14 protein-coding genes are annotated in these 15,952 nt (G+C 73.0%); 5 read left to right on the plus strand and 9 right to left on the minus strand.

Translation table 11 applies throughout. The features are described from left to right. Window positions 1-89 precede the first annotated feature (89 nt). Together QUG98_RS14665 and QUG98_RS14670 are read right to left on the minus strand one after the other, a co-directional pair. Window positions 90-260: a hypothetical protein gene (locus QUG98_RS14665; RefSeq protein WP_153257418.1), complete on the minus strand. Its 171-nt coding sequence runs from the start codon at window positions 258-260 to the stop codon at window positions 90-92. Between the two features lie 143 nt (window positions 261-403). Beyond that, window positions 404-4,066, minus strand: a complete 3,663-nt coding sequence (locus QUG98_RS14670) for a S8 family peptidase (protein ID WP_289471263.1) — start codon at window positions 4,064-4,066, stop codon at window positions 404-406. Window positions 4,067-4,225: 159 nt separating this feature from the next. On the opposite strand from QUG98_RS14670, the gene QUG98_RS14675 reads away from it, so the two are divergent. The 4 genes from QUG98_RS14675 (at window position 4,226) to QUG98_RS14690 (ending at window position 8,963) form a co-directional block, all read left to right on the plus strand. Beyond that, window positions 4,226-4,912, plus strand: a complete 687-nt coding sequence (locus QUG98_RS14675; protein ID WP_289471264.1) for a TetR/AcrR family transcriptional regulator — start codon at window positions 4,226-4,228, stop codon at window positions 4,910-4,912. Then, complete coding sequence (locus tag QUG98_RS14680) at window positions 4,909-5,625, plus strand: hypothetical protein (RefSeq protein ID WP_289471265.1); 717 nt, start codon at window positions 4,909-4,911, stop codon at window positions 5,623-5,625. The genes QUG98_RS14675 and QUG98_RS14680 overlap by 4 nt, the downstream gene beginning before the upstream one ends. Next, window positions 5,622-7,691, plus strand: coding sequence for a YhgE/Pip domain-containing protein (locus QUG98_RS14685; protein ID WP_289471266.1), 2,070 nt, complete (start codon window positions 5,622-5,624; stop codon window positions 7,689-7,691). The genes QUG98_RS14680 and QUG98_RS14685 overlap by 4 nt, the downstream gene beginning before the upstream one ends. Window positions 7,692-7,943: 252 nt before the next feature. Continuing rightward, window positions 7,944-8,963, plus strand: a complete 1,020-nt coding sequence (locus tag QUG98_RS14690) for a LacI family DNA-binding transcriptional regulator (protein WP_289471267.1) — start codon at window positions 7,944-7,946, stop codon at window positions 8,961-8,963. 24 nt (window positions 8,964-8,987) lie between these two features. Here QUG98_RS14690 and QUG98_RS14695 read toward each other — a convergent pair whose 3' ends face one another. From QUG98_RS14695 to QUG98_RS14715, 5 genes are all read right to left on the minus strand, one after another. After that, complete coding sequence (locus QUG98_RS14695) at window positions 8,988-9,629, minus strand: TrmH family RNA methyltransferase (protein WP_289471268.1); 642 nt, start codon at window positions 9,627-9,629, stop codon at window positions 8,988-8,990. Then, complete coding sequence (locus QUG98_RS14700) at window positions 9,626-10,318, minus strand: hypothetical protein (protein ID WP_289471269.1); 693 nt, start codon at window positions 10,316-10,318, stop codon at window positions 9,626-9,628. Before QUG98_RS14700 ends, QUG98_RS14695 begins: the two co-directional genes overlap by 4 nt. 70 nt (window positions 10,319-10,388) lie before the next feature. Further along, window positions 10,389-10,700: a DUF4190 domain-containing protein gene (locus QUG98_RS14705; protein WP_289471270.1), complete on the minus strand. Its 312-nt coding sequence runs from the start codon at window positions 10,698-10,700 to the stop codon at window positions 10,389-10,391. A 57-nt stretch (window positions 10,701-10,757) separates the two neighbouring features. Continuing rightward, window positions 10,758-11,624 carry a DUF3592 domain-containing protein gene (locus tag QUG98_RS14710; RefSeq protein WP_289471271.1) on the minus strand — a complete coding sequence of 289 codons (867 nt, stop codon included), beginning with the start codon at window positions 11,622-11,624 and terminating at the stop codon, window positions 10,758-10,760. After that, window positions 11,621-12,385: a TetR/AcrR family transcriptional regulator gene (locus QUG98_RS14715; protein ID WP_289471272.1), complete on the minus strand. Its 765-nt coding sequence runs from the start codon at window positions 12,383-12,385 to the stop codon at window positions 11,621-11,623. The genes QUG98_RS14710 and QUG98_RS14715 overlap by 4 nt, the downstream gene beginning before the upstream one ends. A 139-nt stretch (window positions 12,386-12,524) precedes the next feature. On the opposite strand from QUG98_RS14715, the gene QUG98_RS14720 reads away from it, so the two are divergent. Continuing rightward, window positions 12,525-13,322 (plus strand): HAD-IIA family hydrolase, encoded by a 798-nt coding sequence (locus QUG98_RS14720; RefSeq protein WP_137766440.1) that lies wholly within the window; start codon window positions 12,525-12,527, stop codon window positions 13,320-13,322. 120 nt (window positions 13,323-13,442) lie between these two features. Here the strand turns inward: QUG98_RS14720 and QUG98_RS14725 are convergent, their stop codons facing one another. Both QUG98_RS14725 and QUG98_RS14730 read right to left on the minus strand, forming a co-directional pair. Then, window positions 13,443-14,930: a phytoene desaturase family protein gene (locus tag QUG98_RS14725; RefSeq protein ID WP_289471273.1), complete on the minus strand. Its 1,488-nt coding sequence runs from the start codon at window positions 14,928-14,930 to the stop codon at window positions 13,443-13,445. Next, window positions 14,927-15,823 carry a UbiA family prenyltransferase gene (locus QUG98_RS14730; RefSeq protein ID WP_289471274.1) on the minus strand — a complete coding sequence of 299 codons (897 nt, stop codon included), beginning with the start codon at window positions 15,821-15,823 and terminating at the stop codon, window positions 14,927-14,929. Before QUG98_RS14730 ends, QUG98_RS14725 begins: the two co-directional genes overlap by 4 nt. Window positions 15,824-15,952: the final 129 nt, after the last annotated feature.

Below are 15,952 nucleotides of genomic sequence, written 5' to 3' on the forward strand. Positions count from 1 at the left end.
GGCAGTCGCCCGCACCGCGTGCCGCACCGGGAGGCGCGGTGCCAGCCGGCCCCGCGCCTCCCGTCCGTCAGGTGGTGGCGTTTTCGCGCTCAGGCGCGGAAGAAGTCCTGGTACGACGGGTCCCCCACCGGCTGGGCGTGACCCGGCTGCGCGAGTCGTTCCTCGACCATGGCCTGGAGTGCGTCGGGCGGGGTCAGCCCACGGCGCCGCCACTCCATCGGGTTGGCCCGGAGCTGCATCAGGGAGGTGTGGGATCGCATGCGTCAACTCTCGCACCGATTGCCTAGTTCGCCTAACTACATGTCCGATCGCCGCACTCGCCGCCGCGATGCGAGCCGCACCCCGTGACGGCCGGGGACGACGAACGCCCCGCCACCCATCGGTGGCGGGGCGTCCGTGTCGATCACTTCCCGCGGGGTTCCACCTTCGCGGTCTGGCCCGAGGTCGCCGTCCCGTCCTGGTAGCCCGTCGCCTTCGCCGTCACCGTCACGGAGAAGCGGTGGCCCGCATCCGTCGTGCCGAGCGAGTAGCGCTGGCCGGTCGCACCCTGCACCGCGACACCGTCACGGAGCCACTGGTACGAGTACGACACCTTCTTGCCGTCCCACGAGCCGGGCTTCGCCTTGAGCGTCTTGCCGACCTTCGGGGTGCCCGAGATCGTGACGGCGCTGCCCTCGCGCAGGGCGAGCGTCGGCGCGGTCTGCGCCGCCTGCAGCACGTCCGCCTGGTCGCCCACCGCGTTGCCGAGGTGGAGCAGCAGGACCCTGGCGTTCGTGGCGTCCGCCTGCCGCGTGACCTGCAGCGAGCCCTTGTCCGCGAAGAGGACACCCGAGGTGCCGCCCTGCGCGAAGGCGAGCGCCGGCTTCGACGGGTCGAACGTGGCCGAGTCGGTCTCGTCGACGACGTTCGAGCCGCTGGTGGCGAGGGCCGGGGCGTACGCCGACTCGGTCAGGACCGAGTAGTCGAACGGACCGGTCGCACCGATCGCGGATGCCGACACCGTCAGCACCTTGACGGCGCTGTCGAACGTGTTGACGTCCTGCCCCGCGGTGCCGCCGTTGAGCGGCTGCGAGTCGACCGTCTTCCCCGTCGCCAGGTCCACCGTGGTGGCGAACGTCGCGTCGACCGTGGCCGACTTGGCGTCGTACACCAGGTAGTCCGGCTCACCGTCGCGGTTCGTGTCGATGAGGACTTCGACGTTGGTCACCGCGCCGGGGTTGGCGTCGGCGCCGGCGGTCTGGACGCCGAAGGCGAGCGTGCCGGACGCCGTGTCGACGTTCGCGCCGTAGGCCCGGATGTCCGCGGCCTGCAGGGACTGCTGCGCCGAACCGGCGGGCAGGGGCTCCTGCGGGTCGGTCCCGCCCAGGACGAACGGTGCGACGACCGAGTGGTACCCGGTGACGGCGTCGCCCTGGTCGACCGAGCGGCCGGTGAGCGCGAGCTCCGCGGTCGTGGTCGAGCCCGAGAACGCGATGTCCTTGCCGTGCACGGCGCTGACCGGCTTCGGCGCGACGTACGCGCCGAGGCGCATCGGGTTGAGCGACTTGTCGGTCGGCGTGAAGGACACCACGCCGGACTCGGCGGCGACGAACTCACGCTGGTAGCCGGACTGCACCGACTCCTGCGTGGGGTCGATGACGCGACGCAGCTGCGTCGGGTCGGCGATCGTGAACGTCAGCTTGACGGTCGCGGTGCCGTGCGCCGGTGCGGTGACCCGCTTCGTGCTGAGCGAGAACGCGACACCCGGCTGGTCCACCTGGGCCTGGTACGCCACGTCGTACGTGTGCGGGCGGCCGTCGGTGTTCTGGATCTGCAGGGTGCGGGACTCGCTGGTCTTGCCGCTGACCTCGACGACACCGTACGAGGCGGTGACGAGCTGGTCGTTCTCGACGCTGCGCACCGTGGTGCCGGCGGTGACCGCCTGCAGCGCGTCGACGCGCCCGGTTCCCTGTCGGAGCAGGGTGGCGTTCTGGTCGCCCTGGCGCACGTCGTGCGTCGCGGTGTTCATCACGGCGGCCTTCACCTGCGGTGCCGTCCACGACGGGTGCGACTGGAAGGTGAGTGCGACGATGCCGGCCACGTGCGGGGTCGCCATCGAGGTGCCGCTCATCGACATGCGGCCGTTGCCGGTGCCGTTGGCCGCGGAGATCACGTTGACCCCGGGGGCGGCCACGTCGGGCTTGACGATGTCGCCGAACGACCCGTGCACGCCACGGCTGGTGAACGGGGCGAGCGTGTTCACGTTCGCCTGGTCGGTCGCCAGCTGGTAGCCCTTGAGCTCCTGTGCGAACTGCACGTGCAGGGTCCCGGCCTGCGCGGCGGCCTGGAGGCTCGCAACACTGTCCGAGGTCAGCTCGGCACCCGGGATGGTCGTGTTCCCCGCGATGCCGGAGTCGAAGCTCGTCACCGTCCCGGCGAGCAGGACGCCGACACCGCCGGCGGCCTGGACGTTGCCGAAGCGCACGCCGGAGCCGCACTCGAGCGCCCCGTCCGTCCACTTCAGCCAGGCGATCTTGCCCTTGAGCTTCGCGGCCTCGTCGGCGCTGAACGCCTGGCAGCCGTCGATGTTCGTGGTCGGCACGACGACGTCGCCCTCGACCGGCAGGCTGCCCTGGTAGTTCTGCGAGTACTGCGCGCGGTAGGTGCCCGCGACGTCGGACGGCGCGGTGGCCTTGACGGCGTCGAACAGCGACTGGCCGGTGGCGCTCGCGGCGACGGTCAGGGCGCCCTCGGCGTTGCCCGGCGACCCACCGATGTCGGTGAAGTCGTCGGCGTTGCCCGAGGCGATGACGGGCAGGACACCGCGGGCGGTGAGCGCGTCGATCTTCGCGTTGTCGGGGTCGTCCGGTGCGCCGTAGTCGGAGCCGAGCGACAGGTTGAGGACGTTGATGTCCTTGCCCTCGGTCAGCGCCTGGCCGACCCAGTCGAGGGCCGCACCGGTCAGGTCGGTCGACCCGCCGCCGTCACCGAACACCTTGAGGGCGTAGAGGCCGGCCTCGGGCGCGGTGCCCGGACCGATCCACATGTCCTGGACGGACTGGTTCGTGAGCTTCGTGTAGTCGCCGCGGAACGTCGTCTTGTCCGCGGTCAGGCCGTAGCCCGCGGCGGTGCCGGACACATGCGTGCCGTGGTCGCCGCCCTTGCCGTCGATCGGGTTCGCGTCCGGCTTCGGGGTCGGGTCGTAGCCCGCGCTCGAGGAGTCCGCGTTGTAGGTGGGACCGGCGAAGTCGTAGCCGCCGAGGAACTTCTTCCCGTCGTACCAGCTCGGGTCCGGCGCGTTCGTGCTCGCGAGGGCCTGCTGGTACGCGGCCGTGGTGCCCGGGCCGCCGAAATCGGCCTGGGTGTAGTCGAGGCCGGTGTCGAGGACGGCGATGTTGACGCCCTTGCCCGTGCGGCCGGTCTGCTGCCACGCGTCGAGCGAGCGCGTGTAGATGTCGCTGGCCGCGTTCTTCGGGCTGACGCCGTCAGCGCCCGGCTGCACCAGGTCGGGGTCGACGCCGCTCGGGGCCTTCGACGCGTCGCCCGGGGTCGGGTCGACGATCTTCTTCGGGGTGAGCGGGATGATGCTCTCGACGTCCGAGCGGCTCGCGATGTCACGCAGGGCGTCGACGTCGGCGACGACCGCGACGCCGGGCACGGTGTACTCGGTCGAGTACAGCTCGGTGGCCGCCGCGTCCGAGCGTTTGACGGCGGAGCGGACGGCGTCGACGGTCGAGGTGATCGCCCGCACGCGCTCCTTCGCGGCGGACGACGGGGTCTTCGACTTCGTCAGGTCGCCGCCCTTCGCCTGCGCGTCGACCTCGAGCGCACCCTGGCCGGTCGTACGCACGAACGCAGCGACCGTCTTCTGGGGCTTGGCGTCACGCAGGGGCGCGGCGAGCTTGAGGTCGGCGGCGGAGAGACCGGTCGGCGCAGCGTTCGCCGCTCCGCCGACGGCGAGGCCGCCGCAGGACAGGGCGACGGCGGCGATGCCGGCGGTCAGGAGGCGTGCGACGCGTGACCGCGTGCGACGCTCGGTGATGGGTGGTTGCTCGGGTACTGCACGGTTCGGTGTTGCACGTGTCACAGGGCGCACTCCTCGGGCTCTGTCCGTGGTGGGAATTCCTGTGAAGTTATGCGTTCGTTCACAGGTGGAACAGTCCGCACTTTGGGGGACTGGCCCTCGTTCGGGGGTACGTCTGCGGCTAACTTGCACAGCGGTGTGCAGGTTATTACCCTTGGTGGCGTGACCAGGACGACCAGTGGCGGGACCACCGCCGACCAGCCCGGGCGCGCTCCCCGACGGGACGCCGCCGAGAACCGCGCTGCCCTGATCGAGGCGGCGAAGCGCGTCCTGCAGCAGGACCCGGACGCCGGGCTCGAGACCATCGCGACCGCCGCCGGGCTCTCGCGCCGTGCGGTCTACGGACACTTCCCCTCCCGCGACGACCTGGTGCGCGAGGTCGTGACCGCCGGTGCCGCACGGATCGCCGCCGCGATGCCCGACTCGTCCGCGCTCGTGGCGCTGCCGCCGGCCGCACGGCTCGCCGCCCTCGCGGTCGCGCTGTGGTCCGAGGTGTCCCACGTCCGCCCGATGGCCCGCGTGGCCGTCCGCAGCCCCTTCGCCGAGGCGGTGGCCGAGGTCTTCGCCCCGCTGCGTGCCCAGGTCCGGCAGGCATGCGCCCTCGGCATCGAGGACGGCTCGATGCGCGACGACGTCGACGCCGAGTCGCTGGCACGGCTCGTCGAGGCCGCCTGCATCGCCGTCCTCGACGAGGCCACCCGGACCGGCACGAGCGACGAGGCCGGACGGCGCACCGTGGTGCTCTCCGCGCTCGGCACCGCCGGCATCGACTGGCGCACGGCGCTGCTGTCCGAACCGGCCGCCTCCCCCGTCCCCGCACCGCAGACCGAGCAGGAGACCCGCGCATGACGCTCGAACTCGACCACGTCGGCATCGGTGACGAGCCCGGTGCCGCGCTGCCCGTCGTTTCCGCCGTCGCGGCTCCCGGACGTCCGGGCGTCGTCGCCGTCGAGACCGAGCAGGCGCCCGTGCTCGCGTCGCTCGTCGCCGGTGGGCGGATGCGGCCCGACTCCGGCTGGGTGCTGCTCGACGGGCACGAGGACGCCGCTGCGGTCCGGGCGGCGTTCGCGCTCGTGGACACCCCCGGGGTCGCCGAGCCGTTCCCCGTCATGACGCTCCGGAAGATCGTGCGCGAGGAGCTGGCGTTCGCCGGGCAGCGGCCCTCGCGCGAGCACGTGGACACCGTGCTCGACGAGCTCGGCATGTCGGACTACGCCGACACGCCCGTGCAGCGGGTCCCGACCGGCGTGCGGGTGCGGCTGCTCGTGGAGCTCGCGCTGCTGCGGGACGGGGTCACGGGCATCGTGCTCACCGCTCCCGAGCGGCACGGGGGCGCCGTGGCCGACTGGTTCGCGGTGGTGCGCGACGTCGCCCGCCGTGGCGTCACGGTCGTGCTCGTGACCTCGAAGGCCGCAGCCGACACCGTCGAGCAGCTGCTCGACACGATCCACACCGAGGGTCCCGACGACGCGACCCGGACCGACGGGGGCGACCAGGGCCTCCAGTCCGATCCCTCCGACCCCGCATCTCCCGCAACCGTCCCGACGGAGGCACCCGCGTGACCATCCCCTCGCTCATCCGCGCCGAACTGGCGCGCCTCACCGCCACGCCGCTCGCCCGGCTGGCGTTCGTCGCCCTCATGGTGGTGCCGCTGCTCTACGGCGGCGCGTACCTGTGGGCGAACCGCGACCCGTACGCCAAGCTCGACCAGATCCCGGCCGCGATCGTCGACCAGGACGCCGGCGCGACGCTCGACGGCGACCGGGTCGACTACGGCAGGGACGTCGCGAAGGAGGCCATCGACGGCGGCGACTTCAAGTGGACCGAGACGACCGCGGCCGACGCACGCTCGGGCGTGCGGAACGGCACCTACGACTTCGTCGTGACGATCCCGCACGACTTCTCCGAGCACCTGGTGTCGGCGCAGGGCGACGACCCGCAGCGGGCCGAACTCGTCATGACGACCGCGGACACGAACTCGTACCTGGCGTCGACCATCGCGGAGCAGGCGGGCAAGACCATGCGCACGGCCGTCGCCGAGCGGGTCGGCAAGCAGGCCGCGAAGACGCTGCTCGTCGGGCTCGCCGACGTGCGGGACAGCCTGGGTGACGCCGTCGACGGGGCCGGGCAGCTGGCGTCGGGGACGACCACGGCGGCCGACGGTGCAGCATCGCTGGCGACCGGGACCCAGCAGCTGTCGGCCGGTGCGTCGCAGCTCGCCTCCGGCACCGCCTCGTTGCCGTCGCAGACCGCGCAGCTGAACGACGGCGCGCAGCAGGTCGCCTCAGGCGCCTCGACCCTGGCGTCCGGCCTGCAGTCGGCCCAGCAGCAGACCGCGTCGCTGCCGTCGCAGACCGCGCAGCTGGACGAGGGCGCGCAGCGGGTCGCGGCGGGCAACGCCGCGCTCGCGGACAAGGTCGACGCGGCCAGCGCCGCCGTCGACGCGGTGCAGCCGATCGACGCCGACGCGCTGCTCGCGCAGATCACGGCGAACCTGCCCGAGGGCGCCACGCTGACGCAGGCCCAGCAGGACGCCATCACGAAGGCCGTCGGTGACGTGAACGGTGCCGGTGCTTCGGCCAAGCAGACCTACGTGGCGACGAAGTCGGCGGTCGACCAGCTCCGTGACGGGTCGGCGCAGGTCGCTGCCGGCACGTCCGCGCTCGCTGCGGCGTCCCCGCAGCTGGCGGACGGCATCGCGTCGGCGTCGAGCGGTGCCTCGCAGCTGGCGTCGGGCTCGTCGCAGGTCGCCGCGGGCACGTCGAAGCTCGCCGCCGCGGCGCCCACGCTGTCCTCCGGCGCGGCCTCGCTGGCCGACGGTTCGGCGTCGGCGGCGTCGGGCGCCTCGTCGCTGTCCACCGGGTTGCAGTCGCTCGAGGACGGCTCGAAGGAGCTCGCCGCGAAGCTCGACCAGGGCCGCACGAAGATCCCGGCTTCCACGGCGTCGCAGCGTTCCTCGCAGGCGTCCGTCATCTCGGATCCCGTGCGGGTCGGCGACGACAACGTGGCTGCGGCGTCGAACTACGGTGCCGGCCTCGCGCCGTTCTTCATCTCGCTCGCCGCGTGGATCGGCATGTACGCGCTGTTCCTCATCCTCAAGCCGATCTCGAAGCGGGCGATCACCGCGGTGCAGAAGCCGCTGCGCGTGGTGCTCGGCGGGTGGCTGACGCCGGCGCTCCTCGGGCTCGTGCAGATGGCGGCGCTGTTCCTGATCGTGCGGTTCGCGCTCGACCTCGACGTGGTGCACGCCGGGCCGACCGTGGCGGTCATGGTGCTCGCGTCGGCGACCTTCGCGGCGATCATCATGGCGCTCAACGTGCTGCTCGGCTCGGTCGGGCAGTTCCTCGGCCTGGTGCTCATGCTCGTGCAGCTCGTCACCGCTGGCGGGACCTTCCCGTGGCAGACGCTGCCGGGGCCGTTGGCGGCGCTGCACTTCGCGCTGCCGATGACCTACTCCGTCGACGCGATCCGGCAGACGATGTACGGCGGGTCCTTCGCGGCGGTGTGGTCGGATGCGGGGGTGCTCGCGTGCTGGCTGCTCGGCGCGCTGCTCGTGTCGTTCGTCGTCACCGCACGGCAGACCCGCTCGCGGACGCTGCGCGACCTGCGGCCGAGCCTGATCGGGTAGCGCGCGGCGAGGGCCGCGGCGCGGCGCGGCGCGGCGGCGGCCGGGCGCACCCGCTTCGAACCACGGATCCGACATCGAACCAGCTCGTCGGGCTGGTTCGATGTCGGATTCGTGGTTCGACCCCGCCGGTCCACCCCGCGACGCTCGACCGCCACCCCGCCGCCATCCCGTCGCGTCACCCGCCATGTCCTGACAACCGCGGGCGGCGGGGCGGCTACGATCGAGGGACACCACTACCGGTCGAGGGAGATCATGGGAGACGGCAGGTCCGCCACCGCAGACGGCAAACCGGCGACCATCTACGACGTCGCGGCACGCGCAGGGGTCTCGAAGTCCCTCGTCTCGCTCGTGCTCCAGCGCTCCCCCAAGGTCAGCGACCAGCGCCGCGAGGCCGTCCTCCGCGCCATCCAGGAACTCGACTACCGGCCGAGCACCGCCGCCGTCTCCCTCGCCGGGACCCGCAGCCGCACGATCGGCGTCGTGCTCGACGACTTCCGCAACCAGTGGTTCGTCGACCTGCTCACCGGTCTGCGCGAGGCCCTGCAGGACCAGGGACACCGGCTCGTCGTCGCCGACCGCTTCCTCAACACCGGGCTCGACGCGTCACCGGTCGAGGGCTTCCTGTCGATGCGCGTCGAGGGCATCGTCATCGCCGGCGAGCCCGACACCGACCTCGCGATCCCGGCGAGCATGCCGGTCGTGGTCGCCGGCGGCCGCGCGGTCATCCCCCGCGCCGACACGGTCGCGAACGACGACCGCGCCGGAGGCCGCATGGCAGCCGAGCACCTGCTCGCGCTCGGGCACACGCGCATCGGCTTCGTCGGCGGACGCTCGGCAGCGTCCGCCGAGCGGCTCACCGGCCTGGAGGCGCGGGTCACCGCCGCCCCGTCGCCCGCCTCGCTCGTCACCCACGTCATGGCCGTGGAGCCCACCGAGGAGGCCGGCGCCGAGGCGGTCGGGCACCTGTTCGACGCCCACCCCGACGTGACGGCGGTGTTCGCGGCGAACGACGTGATGGCGCTCGGCGCGATGTCCGGGCTCGTCGCGCGGGGGCTGCGGGTCCCCGAGGACGTGTCGGTGATGGGCTACGACGACACCCCGCTCGCGGCGACGTCCTACGTCGGCCTGACGAGCATCGACGACCGCAGCGTGGAGATCGGCCGCGGTGCCGGGGAGCGTCTGCTCGCCCGCATCGCCGACCCGGACGCCCCCGCGCAGGAGACCCTGGTCGAGCCCCGGCTCGTCGCCCGCCGGACGACCGCCACCCGCTGACGCGCCGCAAGTCCGCCGAGCGCGTCAGTCGGTGGGCAGTTCCGCGTGCTGCACGACCCAGGCGTGCATGACGATCGCCGCCGCGGCCGAGGCGTTGATGCTCCGCGTCGACCCGAACTGTGTGATCTCGAGGTGGGCATCGGCGCCGGCCACAGCCTCGTCGGTGAGCCCCGGCCCCTCCTGCCCGAACAGGAACACGCAGCGCTCCGGGATCGCCGCGGTCTCGATGCGCTCGGCGCCCGGGGTGTTGTCGATCGCGACGACCGGTCGGCCCTCCTCGTGCATCGCGGTCAGGAACGCGGCGACGTCCGGGTGGTACCGCACGTGCTGGTAGCGGTCGGTGACCATCGCCCCGCGCTTGTTCCACCGCCGCCGCCCGATGATGTGCACGGTGCCGGCGAGGAAGGCGTTCGCACTCCGCACGATCGACCCGATGTTGAGGTCGTGCTGCCAGTTCTCGATCGCGACGTCGAAGGTGTGCCGGCGTGTGTCGAGCTCGGCGACGATCGCGTCCATCGACCAGTACCGGAAGCGGTCGACGACGTTGCGGGTGTCCCCCGACGCGAGCAGCTCCGGGTCGAGCCGAGGGTCGTCCGGCCACGGCTCGGGGTGGGGTCCGACGCCGTTGGTGGTGGCCTCGTGCGTCGGTTCGGGCTGTGCGGTCACGGTGCCCAGGGTAGGGCCGCCCCGTCGAACGGCGCCGACGAGGTCATGTCGGCGGCAGCGAGCAGGACCACCGCGGCCGCCACGGCGATGAGCAGCAGCGTCGCCCGGACCCAGCGGCCGCGGAGCGCCGAGGCGACAAGCAGGAGTGCCCCGACCCCAGCGACCGAGAGGAGCACGCCCGCGGCCGTCACCTGCGCCACGTCGTGTGCGGACGGGTCCCCGAGGAACGCCTGCACGAGCGTCACGACGACCCCGATCGCGATCGCCGGCCCGGCGAGCAGGGACGACACGACCAGGGCCCCGTTCTCGAGCCCGCCGGCGAGCGGCTCCAGTCGGTGCCGACGCTGCTCTGCGCGCGGCGGGAGCAACGCCTCGAGCTCCGGCGGCAGGACCGGCAGCGCGAGGTACGACCGGAGTTCCGACGCTGACCGGGAACGGGCCGCGGCGCGGTGCAGCATCCGCCGCTCTCGCTCGTCGAGGAGCGCCGGTTCGGCGGCACCCCACCGTGCCGCCTGGTCGGGGTGACCGGCGGCACGGTAGGTCTGCACGAGGGCTCGACGGACGGCGGGCTCGGCGGGTTCGCGTCGCGCCAGACCGGTCAGTGTCTCCCAGGCAGCGCGACGGTCGCCGGCGGCGAACACGGCGAGCGCCCGTTCGACCCGTGCGTCGGTACCCGGTCGTCCTTTCACGGGACCAGCGTAGGGTGCGTGCCCCGCGCCTCCCGTCCGGCGACCGTCGTCAGCCGACGGCCGGGTGGGGTCAGTACGACGTCGGGTACGTGACCGACGGCTCGGACATCGCGACCGCGACGAGGGCGATGAAGAGCACGGCGTAGAAGACCGTGATCACCCCGCCGACGATGACCGCGGCGAGCGCCAGGCCACGGCCGCCCTCCGCACGCTTCTTCGTCTGGGACATCGCGACGAAGCCGAGGACGAACCCGACGATCGGCGCGACGAACGCGGCGACGAGCGCGATGATCGCGAGGGTGTTCGTGCGCTGCGGGGCGGTCGGGGCCGCGGCGTACGGCCGGTAGGGGTTCTGCTGGGGCTGGACGTTCTGTTCTGACACGGCTGACGAGCCTAGGAGCGGCACGTTTTCGTGGAGAAGTGCCAACTTTCGCGTGGCCTACGTCGTGCCGGGGCGCAGGAAGTCCTCGGGCTCGTCGCCGGGGCCGGTCGTCGTGAAGATGCGCGTGCGGTCACCGGGGCGGGCCGGGTCGTAGAGCACCGTCACCGCCTCGCCGAGCACCGGTGCCGTGCCGTGCGTGAAGCCCTCGGTGCGCTCGACCCAGCGCCGGACGCCGTGCAGGTCCACGAACGAGAACGTCCACCGCAGCAGGGTCCGGGACGCGTCGGGCGTGGTGCCGCCGCCGACGGCGGTGACCTCGCCCGTGGTGCGACGACCGTGGGCCAGCACGTCCGTGAGGCGGGCGCGACGAGCACCGCGGCCGATCCGGGTCGTGCCACCGGCGACGAGCGCGAGGACCGTCACGACGGTGAACAGGCCGGGGAGCCACCAGACGGACGCGTACCAGACCCACGTCCCGGCGCCCCAGGTCTCGTCGTGCCCGAAGGTCGGGTCGACGGCCACACCGACGCGGTCGGGCGCAGGCCACTGCGTGGTGGTCGCCCACCAGGTGCAGGCCGTGGCGCCCACGAGCCACAGCGGCAGCGGGCCCGGTCCGACCAGGTCGGTGGTGCGTCCGGACCAGCGGTGGTTCCACCTCGTGTGGACGCTGAGGGCGACCAGGGTCGTGACGACGGCCACGGGAGCCGCCCACAGGTGGGTGTCCGGGTCGGGGCTGTCGGAGAAGATGCTGTTCACCATCGCCGTCCGGACCCGCAGGACGAACCCGGAGACCGCGAGTCCGCCGACGGCGCCCGCGGCGACGACGAGGACGGCGCCGACGACGGTCATCGTCAGGGCAGTGGTCGAGCCGCGGTACCGGGCCTCGCGCTCGCGGCGGGCCTGCTGCGGGTCGACCGTGCTCACGACGTCGCGGAGCCGCTCGTGCGGACGCGGGCCTCGATGCCGGCGGTGATGATCTCGAGGCCGAGGGTGAAGCGGTCGTCGTAGGAGTGCTCGCCGAGGATCTCGCCGACGACCCGGTGCCGCTCGGGCCTGCCCGCGTCGGAGTCACCGCGGCCGACCTGCACGCCGGCGTGCCCGACGACGAAGTCGTAGACGACGAAGAACGCGTACATGGCCTCGCGCTCCGGCAGGCCGGCCTGCTGCAGGGCGCCGACGACCCTCGCCACGACGGCGTCCGACTCGGTGGAGGCGAGCGGGGCGCGTTGGCTGTGGGACTCGAGCACCAGGGGGTGGGTGCGCATGAGGTCCCGGAAGGTGCAGGCGAACACGTGCACGACCGAGCGCCAGTCGTCCGGCCAGACGAAGGTCGCGGTGAACTCGTCGACGGTGCGGCGGACGAGCTCGGCGTGCAGGTCGTCGAGGCCGCCGATCGTGCGGTGCACGGTCATCGGCGCGACGCCGAGGCGGGCACCGAGTGCGCGGAAGGACAGGCGGTCGAGCCCCTCCTCGTTCGCGATGGCGGTGGCGGCGTCGACCACCTGCTCGCGGCTCAGCACGTTGGGGCGGCCGCGGCGGCGGCGGGGTGCGGCGTCGGTCGCCTCGGCGCGGACAGGGCCGTCGGCGGCGCTGCGGCCGTCGGCGGCGGTGCGGCCGTCGGCGGCGGTGCGGCCGTCGGCGGCGGTGCGCGGCTGGGCGGTCGGGTTGCCGGGGTCGACGAGCACGGGGAGGCCTCCTTGATCCGGTACGTGTCCCGAAAATCGTAGCCCAAAGCCGAACACCGCTCGGTGTCCGGTCGGCCAGTTCTCCACAGCCGGGTGACCAGGCAGGCTCGGCGCGCGGTGGCCCCAGTACGCTGAGGCCATGGCGACCCGCGACGAAGTCGAGTGCTGGCTGACCGACATGGACGGCGTGCTCGTCCACGAGAACCAGGCGCTGCCGGGGGCTCCCGAGCTCATCCAGCAGTGGTTGGACGAGGGGACCGAGTTCCTCGTCCTGACGAACAACTCGATCTTCACGCCCCGTGACCTCAGCGCCCGGTTGCGGTGGTCGGGGCTCGAGGTGCCCGAAGAGCGCATCTGGACGTCGGCCCTGGCCACGGCGGACTTCTGCCGCTCGCAGATGCCCGGCGGCTCGGCGTTCGTGATCGGTGAGGCCGGCATGACGACGGCGCTGCACGAGGCCGGGTTCATCATGACCGAGACCGCGCCGGACTACGTCGTCGTCGGCGAGACCCGCAACTACTCGTTCGAGGCGATCACGAAGGCCGTCCGGCTCATCCGTGACGGCGCGCGGTTCATCGTGACGAACCCGGACGCGACCGGGCCGAGCGCCGAAGGGGTCCTGCCGGCGACCGGAGCGATCGCCGCGATGATCGAGAAGGCCACCGGCAAGCAGCCGTACGTCGTCGGCAAGCCGAACCCGATGATGTTCCGCTCGGCGATGAACCGGATCGGGGCGCATTCCGAGAACACCGGCATGATCGGCGACCGGATGGACACCGACGTGCAGGCCGGCATCGAGGCCGGGCTCCACACCGTCCTCGTGATGACCGGCATCAGCGACCAGGCGGAGATCGACCGCTACCCGTTCCGCCCGAGCGAGGTCATCGCGGGCGTGCACGAGCTCGTCCGCGCCGAGCCGATCGAGGTCGAGATGTGACGAGCGCCCTGGCCGGGACCGCGCGCGGATCTGGCCGGAACCGCGAGCGGATCTGGCCGGGTCCGCGGGCGGATCGGTCTGGCCGGGACCGCGAGCTGAGGCGCCGGGCCGGGACCGCGCTCAGGCCGGGTTCGACCGGAGCAGTCGCTGCGTCGCGATCATCGCTCCACCGAGCACCGCTGGGATCCCGCCACCGGGATGGACCGATGCACCCACCCGCCACAGCCAGGGCCGCCACCGGTCGTTGTAGGTCGGCCGGTGGAACGGGCCGCTCTGCCACGGCGGCCGCGCGGCTCCGTAGAGCGCCCCGTGCGGTTCACCCCCGGTGCCGTAGTAGGCGGGGTCGAGCACCACGTGGTCGTCGAGCAGGTCCGTGATCGGCCGGTCGAGGCCGAGCGCCGCCGAGACCCGGTCGACCTCGCGCCGCACGAACGGGTGGTCGATCGTGTAGTGCGCGCCGTCCGCTGGTGCGGTGAGCAGCACCCCCACGGTGCCGTGCGGGTTCGGGGACAGCTCACCCGCGCGGTAGTGGTTGACGAACACCATGGTGTCCGCCGGCTCGTCGCCCGCCTCGAGGCTCCGGTGCAGTGCGTCCGGCTTCGTCGGCAGCACGACGCTGTGCGTCGCCAGACCCGCCGGGAGTTCCTCGTGCAGCACGCCGTACAGTGCGACGGCGCTGCAGGACAGGGCGCGGGCCCGGGAGCGCGAGCGGGACAGCGCCCCGGAGAGCGGCCCGGGCAGCGGCCCGGACAGCGACCGTACCAGCGACGGCACCGGGGACGGACCGGTCAGCGCGGCCAGCCGGTCGGCGTCGAGCGCACTGACCACCAGGTCCGCGACGTGGCGCCCGCTCTCGGTGGTGACGCCGCCGCGGTCCATGTGGGTGGCGGCCTCGCCGGTGCGGACGTCGACGCCCGCTGCCTCGGCCAGTCGCTGCAGGGCGAGCACGACCTCGTACACGCCACCCTCGGGGACCCAGGCGCCGGTCTCCGCCATGATCGCCGGCATGCTCGCGTACAGCGCCGGGGTGCGCGCCGGCGACACCCCCGCGTTGAGGGTGTGGATCGCGATGACCTCGCGCAGCCCGTCCGGCAGCCAGGGCAGCCCGTCGAGGTACGCGCGCGTGGTGAGCCGTGAGCCGTAGACCGACAGCAGTCGTCGGACGGCCGGCAGGGCGGCCCGGTCGAGCGGGTCGGCGAGCAGCAGCCGGGTGACGTCGTCGGCGAGCGGCGCGTGCAGGTCGGTGAATCGTCGCCATGCCGGGTACCAGGGGTGGTCGGGGGCGACCGGCAGCGCGGTCTCCTCGCCCCGGTGGAAGTACCGCCCCACCTCGGGCATGCGCACCAGGTCGAGGTGCCCGTCCTCGAGCGGACGCTCGGTACCGCCCGGGCCGTCACCCAGCCGCCGCAGCAGCTCGTCCCAGACCGCGGGGAAGGTGACGAGCGACGGGCCCGTGTCGATCCGGTCCTCGCCGAGCTGGATGCGACGGCTCTTGCCGCCGAGCCGGTCCGAGGCCTCGAGCAGGGTCACCCGGTGCCCCGCGGTGGCGAGCAGGGCGGCGGCGGCGAGACCACCGATCCCGCCTCCGACGACGACGATGCGACTCACCGGGAACCTCCGAGGACGATGGACACCAGGAGGAGCACCCCGGCGAAGGACCCCGCGATGTACGGGAAGGCGACCGACAGGGGGTACAGGCGGTGGCCGGTCTCCGGCGTCGGGTCGCGCAGCAGACGCACGACGAGGACACCGGCGATGAGCAGGTTGACGGCGGCGACCGGCAGGCTGACCAGGGCGAACAACACCGTCGAGACGATCCACCACGCCCCGCTCCAGAGGGCGGTGCCCCGGGGCCCGAGCCGGACCGCGCTCGTGGTGATGCCCGCGTCGCGGTCCTCGACGATGTCCTGGACGGCATCGAAGGCGTGCTTGGCGACGCTCCAGGCCATCAGCCCGACCGCGGCGGCCCACACTGGCTCGTCCCCGAGCGCGAACGGCACGATCACCAGCGGCAGTGCGTAGGCGGCGTTGCTGAGCGAGTCGAACCACGGCCGTGCCTTGAAGCGCAGCGGCGGCGCCGAGTAGCAGACGAAGACCACGGCGTAGAGCAGGATCGCGGCGGTCGCGAGCGGCGGCAGCGTGACGAGGAAGGCGAGGAGGAACGGCACGTTGGTCACGGCGACGGCCCAGAGGATGAGCCGCACCTCCGACTGCCGGATCCGCGCCCCCTCGATGGAGCCCTTGCGCGGGTTCGTCGCGTCGGTGTCCTGGTCGAAGACGTCGTTCACGCCGTAGATGAGCAGGTTGAACGGCAGGGTCAACCAGATCAGGACCGGCAGCGCCCGCACGTCGAACAACGTGCCGGTGAGCCAGACGGCCACGAGCCCCGAGCCGATCGTGTTGATCCACAGGACCGGCCGCGAGATGTGGACCAGCCGGCGCACGGTCGCACCGGCCCCGGACAGCAGGGTGCGGGGCATCGGTCCGGTCCCGTCGGTCACCGGCCCGAGCGTACCCGGCGCCCCCGACCGGCGGCCCGCGGTGCGCACCAGGACGCGGCTCACGGCGCACGGCGCGCGGCTCGAGTGGTCCGCAAAAGCGACAGAACGCGCGCAACCGTTCGCGGCGAC

The organism is Curtobacterium subtropicum (genome assembly GCF_030362975.1).
GTDB lineage: Bacteria > Actinomycetota > Actinomycetes > Actinomycetales > Microbacteriaceae > Curtobacterium > Curtobacterium subtropicum.